General features: G+C 47.2%; 16 protein-coding genes. 9 read left to right on the forward strand and 7 right to left on the reverse strand.

Annotation, left to right across the window (positions count from 1 at the left end):
* Positions 1-140: 140 nt before the first annotated feature.
* From AAAT87_RS03960 to AAAT87_RS03980, 5 genes are all read right to left on the reverse strand, one after another.
* Complete coding sequence (locus tag AAAT87_RS03960) at positions 141-719, reverse strand: hypothetical protein (RefSeq protein WP_349225705.1); 579 nt, start codon at positions 717-719, stop codon at positions 141-143.
* Between the two features lie 5 nt (positions 720-724).
* On the reverse strand, positions 725-1,138 hold the full coding sequence (locus tag AAAT87_RS03965; protein ID WP_296972890.1) for a protein-export chaperone SecB: 414 nt from the start codon (positions 1,136-1,138) through the stop codon (positions 725-727).
* Positions 1,139-1,141: 3 nt separating this feature from the next.
* Positions 1,142-1,405, reverse strand: a complete 264-nt coding sequence (locus tag AAAT87_RS03970) for a recombinase (RefSeq protein WP_296972889.1) — start codon at positions 1,403-1,405, stop codon at positions 1,142-1,144.
* Between the two features lie 925 nt (positions 1,406-2,330).
* A complete protein-coding gene (locus AAAT87_RS03975; protein ID WP_119250464.1) occupies positions 2,331-2,558 on the reverse strand; it encodes a DUF4248 domain-containing protein in 228 nt (75 codons plus the stop codon).
* Between the two features lie 13 nt (positions 2,559-2,571).
* On the reverse strand, positions 2,572-3,561 hold the full coding sequence (locus AAAT87_RS03980) for a replication initiation protein (protein WP_349225706.1): 990 nt from the start codon (positions 3,559-3,561) through the stop codon (positions 2,572-2,574).
* Between the two features lie 1,154 nt (positions 3,562-4,715).
* Between AAAT87_RS03980 and AAAT87_RS03985 the strand changes: the two genes are divergently transcribed.
* The 4 genes from AAAT87_RS03985 to AAAT87_RS03995 all read left to right on the forward strand — a co-directional run bounded on the left by AAAT87_RS03985 (position 4,716) and on the right by AAAT87_RS03995 (position 7,092).
* Positions 4,716-5,354 carry an HU family DNA-binding protein gene (locus AAAT87_RS03985; RefSeq protein WP_349225707.1) on the forward strand — a complete coding sequence of 213 codons (639 nt, stop codon included), beginning with the start codon at positions 4,716-4,718 and terminating at the stop codon, positions 5,352-5,354.
* A gap of 72 nt (positions 5,355-5,426) precedes the next feature.
* Entirely contained in the window at positions 5,427-5,531 is a 105-nt protein-coding gene (locus tag AAAT87_RS15515; protein WP_153096588.1) for a smalltalk protein, read from the forward strand.
* Positions 5,532-5,546: 15 nt separating this feature from the next.
* Positions 5,547-5,972 (forward strand): N-acetylmuramoyl-L-alanine amidase, encoded by a 426-nt coding sequence (locus AAAT87_RS03990; RefSeq protein WP_295025581.1) that lies wholly within the window; start codon positions 5,547-5,549, stop codon positions 5,970-5,972.
* Between the two features lie 241 nt (positions 5,973-6,213).
* On the forward strand, positions 6,214-7,092 hold the full coding sequence (locus AAAT87_RS03995) for an Rpn family recombination-promoting nuclease/putative transposase (protein ID WP_431996900.1): 879 nt from the start codon (positions 6,214-6,216) through the stop codon (positions 7,090-7,092).
* A gap of 552 nt (positions 7,093-7,644) precedes the next feature.
* Here AAAT87_RS03995 and AAAT87_RS04000 read toward each other — a convergent pair.
* Both AAAT87_RS04000 and AAAT87_RS04005 read right to left on the reverse strand, forming a co-directional pair.
* Positions 7,645-8,955 carry a serine hydrolase domain-containing protein gene (locus AAAT87_RS04000; RefSeq protein ID WP_349225709.1) on the reverse strand — a complete coding sequence of 437 codons (1,311 nt, stop codon included), beginning with the start codon at positions 8,953-8,955 and terminating at the stop codon, positions 7,645-7,647.
* A gap of 23 nt (positions 8,956-8,978) precedes the next feature.
* Positions 8,979-10,835: a DNA polymerase III subunit gamma/tau gene (locus AAAT87_RS04005; RefSeq protein ID WP_298530012.1), complete on the reverse strand. Its 1,857-nt coding sequence runs from the start codon at positions 10,833-10,835 to the stop codon at positions 8,979-8,981.
* A gap of 100 nt (positions 10,836-10,935) precedes the next feature.
* On the opposite strand from AAAT87_RS04005, the gene AAAT87_RS04010 reads away from it, so the two are divergent.
* The 5 genes from AAAT87_RS04010 to AAAT87_RS04030 all read left to right on the forward strand — a co-directional run bounded on the left by AAAT87_RS04010 (position 10,936) and on the right by AAAT87_RS04030 (position 14,930).
* A complete protein-coding gene (locus AAAT87_RS04010) occupies positions 10,936-11,292 on the forward strand; it encodes an FtsB family cell division protein (protein WP_089542914.1) in 357 nt (118 codons plus the stop codon).
* Positions 11,293-11,358: 66 nt separating this feature from the next.
* Positions 11,359-11,784 carry a hypothetical protein gene (locus AAAT87_RS04015; RefSeq protein ID WP_295023664.1) on the forward strand — a complete coding sequence of 142 codons (426 nt, stop codon included), beginning with the start codon at positions 11,359-11,361 and terminating at the stop codon, positions 11,782-11,784.
* Between the two features lie 100 nt (positions 11,785-11,884).
* Positions 11,885-12,706 carry a DUF4369 domain-containing protein gene (locus AAAT87_RS04020; RefSeq protein ID WP_298530015.1) on the forward strand — a complete coding sequence of 274 codons (822 nt, stop codon included), beginning with the start codon at positions 11,885-11,887 and terminating at the stop codon, positions 12,704-12,706.
* 27 nt (positions 12,707-12,733) lie between these two features.
* Positions 12,734-14,113: a dihydroorotase gene (locus AAAT87_RS04025; RefSeq protein ID WP_349225710.1), complete on the forward strand. Its 1,380-nt coding sequence runs from the start codon at positions 12,734-12,736 to the stop codon at positions 14,111-14,113.
* Positions 14,100-14,930, forward strand: a complete 831-nt coding sequence (locus AAAT87_RS04030) for a vitamin B12 dependent-methionine synthase activation domain-containing protein (RefSeq protein ID WP_349225711.1) — start codon at positions 14,100-14,102, stop codon at positions 14,928-14,930. The genes AAAT87_RS04025 and AAAT87_RS04030 overlap by 14 nt, the downstream gene beginning before the upstream one ends.
* The last annotated feature ends 32 nt before the right edge of the window (positions 14,931-14,962 follow it).

Consider the following 14,962-nt stretch of genomic DNA (forward strand, 5'->3'; position numbering starts at 1 on the left):
GAAAAGAAAATCCATGCTACACCCAAATCATACCTCAAAAAATCTGGATATTGGAAATCAGGGAGTTACATGACGGGTGACTGCAATGTGGGTTAAAAAGCGGGGTGGGGGATTTGGCCTGTTCAGCAGAATTGTTTCATTTAAATGGTCTGTTCCGCAGCAGAATTCTTTCTATATACAATTTTGTATGGGTTTATCAGTAGTTGCTTGTCGAAAAAACAGATCTGTATCTTTTCAGCTTTCCCAAGAAAAAGTTTGTTATCAGGAAACAACACTGATGTTTTATTGAGATAGTCAGGATGTGGCCAGACTCTGATTGCACTAAAGTTGAAGTTTCCTGTCTTCTTCAAGTATTTAAGCACAACAGGAAAACTCACCCGAGATAAATTTCTTTTTTCTTTTATCAAGTCCGCACATTTAATAAACTCATCGAACTGGTCAACATTGCCTACCAAATCATATAGCAGAGGCGAATGCTGGTCGTATGTAGTGTGACAAATGATATAACCATTCCGGTTATAAACATTATTCCCCCACCAATGAGCATCACAAATTCTAGTATCCCAAAAATAGTATCCGCTACCTAACCACGGCTGTTTACTACCCTTCTTCAGGATACCATTAGGATATGTAACAGAACAAAAATAGGGACCATGCTGCTCCACTTCCTCATAGTTCTGCCTATCCTCGAGCGTCTGGTATATTTTCGTGGTCTTCATATCATTTATTCTACAATAGTTGTTTTCTCCTTCAAGCTCTCTGTAAGCCCCATAAGATTAACAGTAGGCAAGACTACGGGTCTTACATTAGCTTGCAGAGAAAGCGTACTTACAAATGCTCTGATATACGGAAATACGATAGCAAGACAATTTGGGTAGAAGTATTCCGGTATTTCGGAAATCTTAATGCGATCCTCAAAAGAAAACAATGCTACACACGAAACACAGATTACCTCTGTACTTGTTTCCTTACATTCCACCTTAACATCAAAATCCAATTCATAGGTTGCCTCCTTCTGATTAAACATACCTCTAGGGTTGAATACGATATTCAACTCTGCCTTACTAGGTATATTGAAATCCAATGACGCCTTTGTAAAGTGATATTCTTCTAATTTAAAAGCTGGCTTATTCATCATATTTTATGCTGCAAAAAAATACAGAGCGTCTGCATCTATCCTCTCCATAGCAGAATCTACAGACACGTCAAACTTATGCGTATCCAATTTCTTATCAGAATCAGAATACAACACATCTACACCAAATAGTTCCTTCACATATCTGGCGTACTCAATGACATCGGGACCAATCTCATTGAGATTCTCTACTTCTTTCCAATCATTGTCGAGAACTCCCTTCGGGGTATTCTCGAAATAATCTTTAAGACTTTCAAAAAGATTTCCCATATTTTTCCTTAATTTATTATTTATTATTCTGTTGTTTCTTTGTTATATTGTATTTTTTCTCCGTTGCAAAGATAGTGATTTTCTGCGATATATCATCTTTTTTATCTTATTAGTTACTTAGTTATACCAATTTTTAACACAAAATATCATAGAAAAGTCATAAAGTGGTGTGTGACGAGTTTAAAACTAGTATTAAACTCGTTTAAACACTTTATATTCCTATAAGCCACAGGTAGTAGCAGTATCTTCTGTTAACTAGCTTGTCCGTAGCGTCGGATATGCCTTTTCCTCCGTTAGGCGTCCAGGCGGATTTGCAATCCGCCGTCAAACAATGACCTAACCTCTTTATGCTCTGGGGATAACATATTCCCTGCAATCAGACTGTAGCCGGCATATCGATGGGATAGGGGGCAAATCTCCCAGCCCGCAGTTTGCAGGTTGGGGGAATATCAAGGATACCGGAAAGTAAGAAGGGTCTATACGCCACCTTTTCATCGTGGCATATAGACCCTTGTTGTTTCTCCATGAGGTGCGGTAAAAGTCACTGTATTAAGGACTTATACAACATACTTTTCTTGTTCAGCAGCAAACGCCAGCATATAACTTATCTATTGGAAATATCAAATCCCAATTCTTTCCCCAAACGATATTACCAAACTCTATCTTGAACTTTTTGAATTTGTTTTCATTCAAGTAAGAGTTATATTGCGGATGTGGGTGATTTCTGATAAAAGCACCTACATCTATCGTCTTAATGGTATCATCATTAAAGTGTAATTCAACTTTTAATGGCGCCACATATTTTGCAGAAACGATACTTAAATAATCTCCCCATAAGCACAGGTTCTGCAGCCTGGCTTATAGGGAAATCTTGTATAATGCTCCTTTAATTTTTATTTGGCATTCAATGATCTAGCGGGAGGAGTCAGCTTTCGTCCGGCTCTCCCAGATATTCAAAGATTACAGCTACCTGTCGGGGCGAAAAATATTGGCAGCCAACCAGGTATCCCTGCTTCTTCAACTCATCCCATAAAGGAATGCAACGCTTGATCCAATCCATCAGATGGCGGCGAGCTGTCGCCTTGCTGGTGGCTTCCGGAAAAAAGAGCAAGCCCAATTCCGTCTTGCTATACATACGATTCGATATTTCCATAAGCAAACTTCATCTACGCATGATGATCCTTGAAAAAGCCATCCAAGGCCTTGGCTATATAGGCACCGGTTCTGATCTTTTTATGCTCCACTTCACATTTGTGCAGGTAATAATCCTTGCGGATAAACCAGTCGTTCAGCTCGCCTAGCATGTCGAGAGAAAGTCGGTTGCTCAACTTGACAGCACAGCTTTCTTCTACTTTGTAGCTGAGTATCAGTCTTATTTTCAGTTTGATGCGGGCTACTACCAACTCCTCCGGAATCTTGCCGCCATCCGTTGTGTCTCCAGTACTTCTGCGGTCGTGAAGCGTAAAGGTGATGTGATCCGGCATGTGATGATGCTTCTTTTCTCCCTCTTCACGGAAGAAGGCTTGGTAGGTGAGATAGAAGTCGATGATGTGGTGATTGTAGAGGCGCTTCAGGTCTTTGCAGGCAAAGCGGATCGTCTTACGTTCCAGTTCCGACCACGAAGCATAGTAGTCTTTTCTGCCATGCATCAGCGCCATCAGGTTTTCAGGCTTGATCATAGTGTAGCCTTTCATCGCCCAGCAGTTGGAAAGGAGATAGAGCTTGATGCTCGATGCACTTTTGCACTTCTGAACTACATTCAGATCAATCTTGCTGGCACCCTTGCTGAAGCTGTAGAAGAATCGGAGCTGATTGTTGCCGAAGATGAACTTCGCCATCCATCTGCCCTGGCGGTTCTTATATACCTCGCTCTCAAACAGGCAGTCGAAGAGGCGATAACCCGTCTGATTGCCCACCTTGAAAGGCAGTTCGATAGGTTTTCTCGGCATCTGGGTAATCACCTGTCGCAACTGGGCGCAGTGCTTGCCTCCGGTGATGTCCAGCTCGGAGAGCTTCATCTCCACAATGGTGTGACCTGCAGCCAGTTGCTCAGAAGTGAAATAGAATCCGTTGTGGCTCACACGCTTTGGGATGACGTAGTTGACAATCACCTTCTGTGCATGCTTGATGAGCTGCAACATAACTTTTAGTTCCACAATGGAATAATCATTGTGGGAAAGCCCTTGCACTCCTAAGAGTGTGATGATGTCCTTTTCTGCTGGTGCAGAAGGGAAAGGTTCGGCCGATAGGGTCGAGTCTGGTTTGAACTTAATACTCATTACTATCTTTACTTTAAGATTGTTAGCGACCTGTCCAGAACTGTGGGCGAATCGTAGTTGTTTATTATTAAAGACGGCATGGAGTCAAAGTGGGAAAATAATACTGACTGAAGAAAACATTGACCTTAATAATAAGGTAATTGGCGCGCTTCCTCAACTTTATCCAAATTTGCCTACTTCTCTTCCACGCCGTTGTTTCTGAATCGAAACAACAGGCATAGAATGCCCGGTAAGCATTTCAATTTGGATTCTCTAAAAAGGGGGCCAACCCTTTGTACTTAGAGTGTATTATTGAAGTTACTTACAAAAAGCTTTTCCAATACATTGTATCGGGATGAGAAACACGTTCTCTGAGCTTTACGAATGCAAAATTACAACTTTTTTCTGAAACGAACAAATTTTTTCTCAAAAAAAAGCAGAAAAATAATCCTCCTCACGCATTACGTATGATGTAGATAGATATAAAACGTATTCATTTCCCCTATATATGTATAATGTATAAGGAGAAAATTTTTCGTAACTTTTTGAACTGCAGAATGTTGTAATGCTAGATGTCGCTTTGGTAGTGGCTGGAATTCTTCCGTTATTCTGTAATTAGCCCTGAGGGTATTCCAAACTTGCTCTGATAGTGGTATTATTTTGCGGATTTGCCCTGATTGTGATATGCTCTCTTTTCAGATGTCCATCGTTTTTATCAGTGATGACAGTCGCTCCTATCAGCGATAGCCCTCGTTCCTATCAGCGGTGGCTGCCGCTCCTATCAGCGATACCCATCATTCCTATCAGCGTGGTCTGTCGCTCCTATGAGCGATACTCATCTTTCCTATGAACGACTCTCTTCTTTCCTACGAGCGATTGGCGTGCCTGATAAAAGAGTGCAAAAGTGAACATAAGAAGGCGAAAGAGTGCAGAAGACGACGGAAGCGGACAAAAGTGTGCAGATGCCCCCTCGCCGGTTTCGTAACTTTGCCATTGCATTCGGGAAGAGTCCGATGCACGAACATTCTATCACAATTTAAATTTTTAGTATTATGTCAGTTAGTTACAGTTTGGTAAAGTACGTTCCTAAGTTTGGAAAGAATGCAGGTAAGGGTAAGTTTTATGCCCGTGCCCAGGTGAACGAGAAGACTTCGCTCAAGAAGTTCTCTAAGATGATTGCGATGCAGACCACGGTTACCTACGCAGATGTCACCGCAGTATTGGTAAGTGCGGTAGAGAATCTGATACTGGAGCTTCAGCGTGGTAACCAGGTGGAGTTTGGCGACTTGGGCAAGTTCCGTCTGCAGATTGTCAGTGATGGTGCTGACAGTGCCGCTGATTTCAAGAGCGACATTCATATCAAGGGTGTCAACGTCCAGTATGCTCCAGGTCCGGAACTCTATTCTGTATTCCAGAATATGGAGTTTGTACAGGTAGCATCCCGTGCAGTACAGCGTGCCGCATTGAAGGCTGAGAAGGAGGGTGCCAAGACGATCGACATCGAGGAGGCAAAGAAGGCTGCCAGCAAGAAGCAGAATACTTCTGGAGACAGTTCTGCAGGTGGCGATTCTTCTACCGACGGCGAGCATACCTCTGGTGGCAGTACAACGGGTGGCAGTACAACGGGTGGCAGTACAACGGGCGGCAGTACTGATGGTGAAGGCTCTGATGGTGACAATGTAAGTTTGTAGAACCATTGCATCATGGCATCATGGTAAGTATCATTTAATTTTATTCATTTAAATCTTTAAAATCTTTAGCGTATGACAGAAAAGAAGAGACAGACACTGAACGAGGTCATCAAGTTTGTGGTGACAGTATTAACCGCCCTGCTTGGGGCACTGGGTGTATCATCGTGCACCCTATAGAGAGGAGGACGGCTTATGAGAAAGATTGATATGATTGTGGTGCATTGCAGCGGTAGCCGCTGCAATCACCGTTACACTCTGGAGCAGTTGCGCCACGACCATGTGGTGGTGAATGGTTGGCGCGACATCGGTTATCATTTTTACATCACCCAGGAAGGTGTGGTTTATCCCTGCCGTCCGGTGGAGCGGATGGGTGCTCATGCCTTGGGCTACAATGCTCATTCCATCGGTATCTGCTACGAAGGCGGTTTGTCGCCGAGCGGTTGCATTTCTGATACCCGCACGCCAGCCCAGAAGGAGGCGATGAAGCTTCTCATCCTCCGTCTTCACCGTGAGTTTCCGGCCATCAAGACCATTCTGGGTCACCGCGATTTGCCGGGCATGCAGAAAGCCTGTCCCTGCTTCGATGCCACGAAGCTTCAGCCTCTGCTGGCTTCATAGCATCTCATGAAATTCCCCCAACCTGTATGTTCTGGCAGGATGGGGAATTTAGTATTATTTGACCAATAATGATGTTAATTTCATTCAAATATTTGGCGTTATCAAGATTTTGCAGTATATTTGCATCCAAAAGAATTTAAATGTGAATCAAATGGTTAAGCAATTATTAAATTAGAAAATGTTTTATCATTCTTTTAACTAGAGTCGCCCTTTGCGGCATGGATTTTTAAAACAGATGATTATGAAGCAGGTAGAAGAAAGATACATCAGCTTGCTGACCGACTTCGGTTTCAAGCGAATTTTTGGAACAGCAATGAACAAGGATTTGCTCATTTGCTTCCTCAACAGCTTGTTTAATGGCAGACAGGTTGTGAAGGACGTATCGTATCTGAATCCAGAGCATGTGGGAGATGTATATACCGACCGCAGAGCCATCTTTGATGTATATTGCGAGGGCGAAAACGGCGAGAAGTTCATCGTTGAAATGCAGAATGCCTACCAGACGTATTTCAAGGACCGCGCCCTTTTCTACTCAACCTTCCCTATCCGTGAACAGGCACCAAAGGGGAGTGACTGGGATTTCAAACTCAATCATGTCTATACCGTAGCCCTGCTCAACTTCAGCATGAACGAGGATGCCTTCGACAAGGAGAAAATCCGCCATCATGTGCAGTTGTGCGACACAGCTACCCACAAAGTATTTTACGACAAACTCGAATATATTTATGTAGAGATTTCCAAGTTCAACAAACCCCTGGAAGAACTGGATACGCTCTACGAGAAGTGGCTCTATGCACTGAAGAACCTCTATAAGCTTACCCAGCGTCCGAAGGAGCTGTGCGACAAGGTTTTCGACCGCCTCTTCGAGGAAGCCGAGATAGCTAAGTTTACTCCGCAGGAAATGAGGGAGTACGAGACCAGCATGATGGCATATCGCGACATCAAGAATTCCGTAGACACAGCCAAGCGTGAAGGTCTTGCGGAGGGTATTGAAATCGGTATGAATCAGAAAGCTCAGGATATAGCAAAGAATATGCTGGCAATGGGAATTTCTGCCGAACAGGTTGCCAAAGCTACCCAGCTGTCTTTGGAAATCATTAAGAATCTGAGCAATTCATAAAAAACATAAAGCGGAGATGCAGATTACGAATGTATGTCCTTTCCTCCGTTAGGCGTTCCGGCGGATTTGCAATCCGCCGTCAAAAACTGACCTAACCTCTTTATGCTTTGGGGATATTTTATCCCCAGCCCTCAGGCAATAGTCGGCATATCGATGGGATAGGGGGATTACAAATCCCCCGGCTTAATAGGTCGAACCTTTTCTTACGACGGATTGCAAATCCGTCGGAACGTCTAGCGGGAATAATATTTGTTATTACGGCTATTTGCAAGCTATAAAAAAGTGCCGATAGGATTTCCTATCGGCACTTTGAATTATCAGTTAGGATAATATTTCCTGTATTTCCTCCTCTCCGATATTCAATGTCTTGGCTATTCGCTCGTCTTCCATCATATACTTGAAGACGGCATCGTAAAGTGGGTTGGCTACGTATATCATCATATTCTATCCTCCATAATTAATTAAACATATATGCAAAGATACGCTGAATATTTGTAACCTCCAAATTTTAAGCTGTTTTTTTGCTTTGAAGATTACATCCCTCTGTCCTTCTTACAGGAAGAGATCACGCTTAGGCATCTGCGGCATATATTTCTTGCGCAGCTTCTCGAAGAATGCCATGGTGTCGTTGCTGAAGCCATGACCCTTCCAGGTGGAGGTGTTGGTGATGAGAATCCAGCACTGACCGTCGGGATATTTCAGAATCAGCGCAGAGGTGCCGGCAAGGGAACCCGTGCGGATCCAAGGGCGGTTGCTCTTCGGCGTGTAGTTCCAGCCTATGGAGTACTGATGGTTAGGCTGTTCCTGCGTCATAAACTGCACACTCTTCCTGCTCAGGATATCCTTGACATGAGGTATGCCGTCGATGCTCGCAATGAATCTCGACAGCTCGGCTGCCGAACCGCACCAGGCTCCTGCTCCCGAAAGTCGGGGAAGATCGGTATCGCCATAGCACTTCTCTACCATCCTGCCGCTGTTGTTGTACTCATAAACCGGAATGCTGCCCTGATGCATGTAATACTTCGTCTCGTTAGGACGGCGGTCCTTGTAATAGGTGCCCGCTATGTGCATGTCGAAACAGCCGGCTGGCTGGAGCACATACTTCTGGATGAAGTTCTCGTATTTCATTCCGCTCTTCTTCTCCACGATCATCGAGAGAATCATATAGCCCAGATTGCTGTAGCATTTGCCCTCGCCCGGCGTATAACCCAGATGACGCTTCAGGAGAATCCTGAGCAGGGTAGGGTGGTCGGGAGGGGTGGTGAGGTGGTTCTGCATCATGATGTAACGGGTGGAGGATACCGGGTCGCCGGCATAGTTGTTGAAACCTGCCTGGTGGCGCAGCAGCTGCTCTACGGTGATGTTGTAGTAGCGCTGGTCCTTGATACTGTTGTTATAGGTGGTATCGCAGAGGATGCCCTTCTGTCCGAACACCTTGTCGCCCATGTGCAGCTTCTTCATCTCTACGAGCTTCATGATGCCGGCAGCCGTGATGAGCTTGGATACGGATGCAAAGCGCATCAGCATGTTGGGTTCCATGCGGATGCCCCTTTCCTTGTCTGCCCATCCGAATCCACGGGCATAGAGCAGGGAGTCGTTGCGGGTGATGACGAGCTGGGCACCGTTGATTTCCCATCTCTTGAGGTATCTCTCGATGACGGAATCCATCTCCTGGTATGCCTTTCCCTCGGTGAGGGCATTGGTGATGGAATCGTTGATATGTACCGTAGGCAGTGAATCTGCAGATTTCTCCTTGTCGGATGAGGTGCAGCGCGATACGCAGCTGTGGGTGGTCCATCCGATGAGGGCTGTAAACGTGAGCAGTATCACGGCTATACGCTTCTTTCTAAGTCTTCTTGCCATTATTGTCTTACTATTCTGTTTGTTTATGCCATGACTAACCGTAGATCCTGGGTCAGTTTGCCGATGGCAGGGTTTTCCTTTATCATATTCTCAAGTATCTCTCGCTTGGAAAGGATTCGGGTTACTTCATCCGTTTCTGCAAGACGGTAGTCGAGGGTTACCTGGCTGTTGTTCAAGCCGATTCTGAAGGTCTGCAGGATTCTGCCCTTGATCTTGACCACGTCGTCGAGCAGCAGCTTGTTGTCGATGACTACCTCGATATGCGGAAAGTCGGTGATGGTAGGTACGATCGGTTTCATGCGATTGGCAAGTCCGATGAAGTCCTTGATGCCTTGCATTCTCAGACACATGCTGATCCACTGGCCTTCTACCTGTTCCTGGGTGAAAGGCTGGTCGTGGTTGGCGGCAGCTCCGGTTGATGCCGGTGTTTCTTCCTTGAGCTGGTCGATAGGATTGTAGATGCGCTGGCTGTTCTGCTCCGTCTTCTCCAGGTTGGCGAAGCTCATGCCGATGCCTTTCAGCTTTACCTGAGCCGGCGACTTGAGAATGGTCTTTGCCTTCGGCGATGCTGCGGAAGCAGCCTCCTCTGGGCCGTTTTTCTCTGTTGATATAGGCGCAGCAGTAGCTGCAGCGACAGGCTGTGCTCCTGTAATGGGAGCCTTGCTGCCGCTCTCTTGCCCGGCACCTGCACCCTGAGAGGCAGGCTTAAGCTGGGCAACGATTTTCTGAAACAGGGATTTTAGTCTGTGGGGCGTACGCCCCGCACTAGGCACATCCTGGTCTTCCGGCTGGGTAATCTGACCAATCTGTATCAGGGTCAGCTCTACGAGCAGTCGCTTGTTGGAACTCTGTCGGTACTGTACATCGCAGTTGTTCATCAGCTGGAGTGCCTTATATAAGAAAGGTGTTGGGGCCTTCTTTGCCTGCTCCACGTATTTTGCCTTCTGCTCTTCGCTGGTTTCCAGCAGCGGCAGGGTCTGGGTATCCTTCGCCATCATCACGTTGCGTACGTGCTGGGCGAGTCCCTGAATCATGTTTCCGCCGTCGAATCCCTTGCCCAGGATATTGTCGAGCAGCAGCATCATCTGGCTCACCTTGTTCTCCAGGGCGAGGTCCACGAGCTTGAAGTAGTTGTCGCTGTCGAGCACGTTCAGGTCTTCTATCACCTTCTGGTAGGTGATGTCGCCCTGGCAGAAGCTGGCAGCCTGGTCGAAGATGGAGAGGGCATCTCGCATACCTCCGTCTGCCTTCTCGGCGATGACGGCAAGCGCCTGCTCCTCGTATTGGATGCCTTCCTTCTCTGCCACCATCTTGAGGTGGGCGATGGTGTTGGGCACGGTCATCCGCTCGAAGTCGTAGATCTGGCATCTACTCAGGATGGTAGGCAGAATCTTGTGCTTCTCGGTGGTGGCGAGGATGAAGATCACGTGCGATGGTGGCTCCTCCAGGGTCTTGAGAAAGGCATTGAAGGCGGCGGCACTGAGCATGTGGACCTCGTCGATGATGAACACCTTGTATTTGCCTACCTGAGGCGGGATGCGGGTCTGCTCCATCAGGGTCTTGATCTGATCGACACCATTGTTGCTGGCGGCATCCAGCTCGAAGATGTTGTAGGAGCGCTGCTCATTGAAAGCCTGGCAGCTCTCGCAGGTATTGCATGCCTCGCCGTCCTCGCGAGGGTGCTCGCAGTTGATTGCCTTGGCAAAGATGCGGGCACAGGTGGTCTTTCCCACACCTCTCGGACCGCAGAAAAGATAAGCGTGGGCAAGCTTGCCACTCTTCACTGCATTCTTCAATGTGGTAGTCAACGCACTCTGTCCAACCACCGAATCAAAGGTCATCGGACGGTATTTTCTAGCCGAAACTATGTATTCTTCCATTCTTTTTTGCTTGAATATACGTTCACTTACATTATTTTTTCTTAATTGTGATGCAAAGATAACAAAAAAATATTATCTTTGCAAACAAATTCGGAAATTAATGAGTCAAAAGTTAAGTATTATATGGAATTATCTCGCTCACTATAAATATCTTATAGTGATAATTGCGGGTGTTTTGATAGTGGGTGTCATTGACGACAATAGCATCCGCCAGCATATCAAGTATCAGATTGAGATAGCCACGCTGCGTTCTGAGATAGAAAAGTACAGAACGGAGTATGACCGGGATCTCCGCATCCTGAAGGAAATGCGCAAGGGACCGGAAGTCTTCGGCAAGATAGCACGCGAACGCTACTTCATGAAGGCTGACAATGAGGATATCTTCGTGCTGAGCACGGACCTGCCCGGTTCGGTGGAAATAGATGAAAACGAGGAGGACAAGGATTCCATCCGGTAACGCTATCTATATAGCGCTTTCTATATATAATAAGGTGTGAACGAACAGAAAAAGAAAGTAAGAAAGATGAAACAGTTGAATAAAATACAGAGTGCTTTGCTTTTGTTGGGCGGCGTGCTGATGGTTGTCGGTGCGTGCAGCTTTGTGCTGAAACAGATTTATCCTTGGCTGGTGGAAACCACGAGCTGGGTGTTCCTTCTGGGCACCGTGCTCTTCAGCGTGATCCAGTCGATGCAGACCTACGAGGGCAAGTCGCCTGTCATCCATCGCCTGAAGCGCATCCAGAATGTAGCCAACATCCTCTTTATCTTTGCCGGCATCTCGATGGTGGATACAGTCTATACCTTTACCGAGAAATGGCTGGGCAATCCGCAGCTCTTTTACTCCATCTTCTACGGCAAGTGGATCGTGGTGATGCTGGTGGCATCTATCCTGGAACTCTACACCACCTTCCGCATTTCGCACGAAATGAAGGGGGGAGAATGCAAATAAAACATAAATACTTGTAATATTCAATTAAATTGCATCAATTTATTTCGGTACTTCAAGAAATGATTGTACTTTTGTTCACTGAATGTGAATTATAAAGCTTATGAATAAGATATTTTACGCACTTATCACCTTGGTGGCGCTTACCTCATGCGCCAGTAGCTACGATATTTCGGGTACTTCCAACGTGAGTACCCTGGATGGCCGTATGCTCTACCTTCAAATCTTAAAGAATAACGAATTCAGCAAGATCGACTCCTGTGATGTGGTACATGGACAGTTCCATTTCCAGGGAACGGTAGATTCTGCAAGAATGGCAAATGTATTCATGGACGATGAGCCTGTTCTGCCGCTGGTGCTGGAGGCTGGAAGCATTACCGTGAAACTCGACGATGTACAGCAGGTAGTAAGTGGAACGCCACTCAACGACAAGCTCTTCGGATTCTTCAAGAAATACCAGCAGCTGCAGAGTCAGCAGCGGGAACTGGTGCATAAGCACGACCAGGCCATCATGAATGGAAGCGATATGCAGGCGGTGACTGCCCAACTGAATGCTGAGGCGATGAAACTCTCCGAGCAGGAGGACAAGCTGGTGACTACCTTCATTACCGACAACTTCGAGAATGTCTTGGGACCAGGCGTATTCTTCCTCGTAACCATGGGCAACCAGTATCCGATGCTTTCGCCATGGATAGAGGATATCATGAGCAAGGCTACAGAGCACTTCAAGAGCGATCCATACGTGAAGGATTACTACCAGAAAGCACAGGAAAACCAGGCTATCATGAACGGTACCCACGAAGCACAGATGGATCCAAGCATGCAGGCTGGACAGATGGAGGTTCCGCAGACCGATCCGAATGCGGCTCCTGCACCAACGCCTAACGAACTGGCGAAGCCAAGCATTCCTGAAGCAAAAGAGTAAATTCAAAGTTTAGAAAAAAGAAATACTATGTCTAAAATGTTAATTAAAGGCGGAACTATTGTCAATGAAGGTCGCTCATTCCTGGGTGATCTTCTTGTCGATGGTGAAGTGATATCTGATATATTTGAAGGCATGGCTCCCCGTGGCATCTACGATGAAGTAGTGGATGCTACGGGGTGTTTCGTTTTGCCGGGTGTCATAGATGACCATGTTCATTTCCGTGAGCCGGGACTTACCCGCAAGGCGGACATCGAGAGTGAGAGCCGTGCGGCTGCCTATGGCGGCGTGACTTCCTATATGGAAATGCCGAATACCGTGCCGCAGACTACCGAACTGCAGGTGTGGAATGACAAGAGAAAGCTGAGCGCAGAGAAGAGTCATGTAAACTACAGCTTCTTCTATGGTGCCACCAATGACAACGTGGATTCCTTTGCCCAGCTGGATATGCACCATGTGCCTGGCATCAAGCTCTTCATGGGTTCCAGCACCGGTAATATGCTGGTGGATAAGATGGAATCGCTGAAGCGCGTCTTCAAGACGGCTAAGGACCTGAACCTGCCGGTGATGACGCACTGCGAGGATACCGGAATCATCAACCGCAACATGGCAGAGGCTAAGGCTAAGTACGGAGAGGATCCTGCCGTGGAGCATCATCCGGAAATCCGCAGCGAAGAGGCATGCTATGAGAGCAGCAAGCTCGCTGTGGAATTAGCCCGCGAGTTTGGTACCCGTCTGCATATCGCCCATGTTACGACAGCCCGGGAGCTGGAGCTCTTCGCCCATCAGAACGGAATGGCGAATGAGCATTCCGGAGATGGCATCCCTCTTTCTCAGATTACCGGAGAGGCGGTGATTGCGCATCTCGTCTTCTCGGATGCCGACTATGCTACGAAGAAGGCACTCATCAAGTGCAATCCTGCCATCAAGACCCTGGCAGACCGTGATGCCTTGCGCAAGGCGCTCAGCGACGGAACCATTGCCACTATCGGTACCGACCATGCTCCACACGAGTGGAAGGATAAGCAGGGGGGATGTGCCAAGGCGGCTTCGGGTATGCCGATGGTGCAGTTCTCGCTCGTTTCCATGCTGGAACTTGTAGATGAAGGCGTGCTTACCATCGAACGGATGGTTGAGCTGATGGCACATCAGCCGGCTCTGCTCTTCCGGGTAGCCCAGCGTGGTTTCCTGCGCAAGGGTTATCAGGCAGATATCGTCATCGTGAAGCCTCATTCTCCATGGACCGTTACAAAGGATGTCATCCAGAGCAAGTGCAAGTGGAGTCCGATGGAGGGACATGAATATCAGTGGCAGGTGGAGCAGACCTTCTGCAATGGTCACCTGATCTACAACAAGGGTGCTTTTGATGCTGCTTATCGTGGTGAGGAGTTGACTTATGACAAAAGATAGAATCATTAGGCAATACAGAATATCAGAGCTGGTGCCCTATATCAACTGGCTCTATTTCTATCATGCCTGGGGATTGAGCGGAAAGCCACGCTGCGACAAGGAGAAGATGCAGCAGGAAGCGCTGGATATGCTTGCCTCCTGGGAGGACAGGTTTCACTGCCATGCCATCTTCCAGCTCTTCGATGCCAACAGCGATGGGGATGATATCCTGTTCCAGGATCAGCAGCTCCGTTTTCCGATGCTCCGCCAGCAGCATCCTTCTGCTCCGGGCGCACCGAATCTCTGTCTGGCTGATTTCATTCGCCCGCTGGCTCACGGGGAGAAAGACCAGATCGGGGTGTTCTGTTCTACGGTAGATGGAGAAATCATGGATGCCTACCGGCACGATGATTATTTCAACATGCTGGCACAGACCCTGAGCGACCGACTGGCAGAGGCTACTGCCGAGAAACTGCACGAAGAGGTAAGAAAGACCTACTGGGGCTATGCACCCGATGAACATCTTACCATCGAACAGCAGCATCGGGAGGAGTATCAGGGCATCCGACCAGCCATCGGCTATCCTTCGCTGCCGGATACGAGTGCAAATTTCCTCATCGACCAGCTTCTCGATATGAAGCTGGTGGGCATCCGACTCACGGAAAGCGGAATGATGACACCCCATGCCAGTGTGTCGGGACTGATGTTCGCCCATCCCATGGCTAGATATTTCGAACTGGGTAAGATTGGGGATGACCAGCTGAGGGATTATGCCCGCCGCAGGGGCGTTCCCGTGAAACTGATGAAAAGGTTCCTGCAGTCGAGCCTGCTGAAATAGAAGGTGAGAAGATGTTGTTAGTAATCAGAAGT

The organism is Segatella sinensis, assembly GCF_040095255.1.
In the GTDB taxonomy this organism is placed as follows: Bacteria; Bacteroidota; Bacteroidia; order Bacteroidales; family Bacteroidaceae; genus Prevotella; species Prevotella sinensis.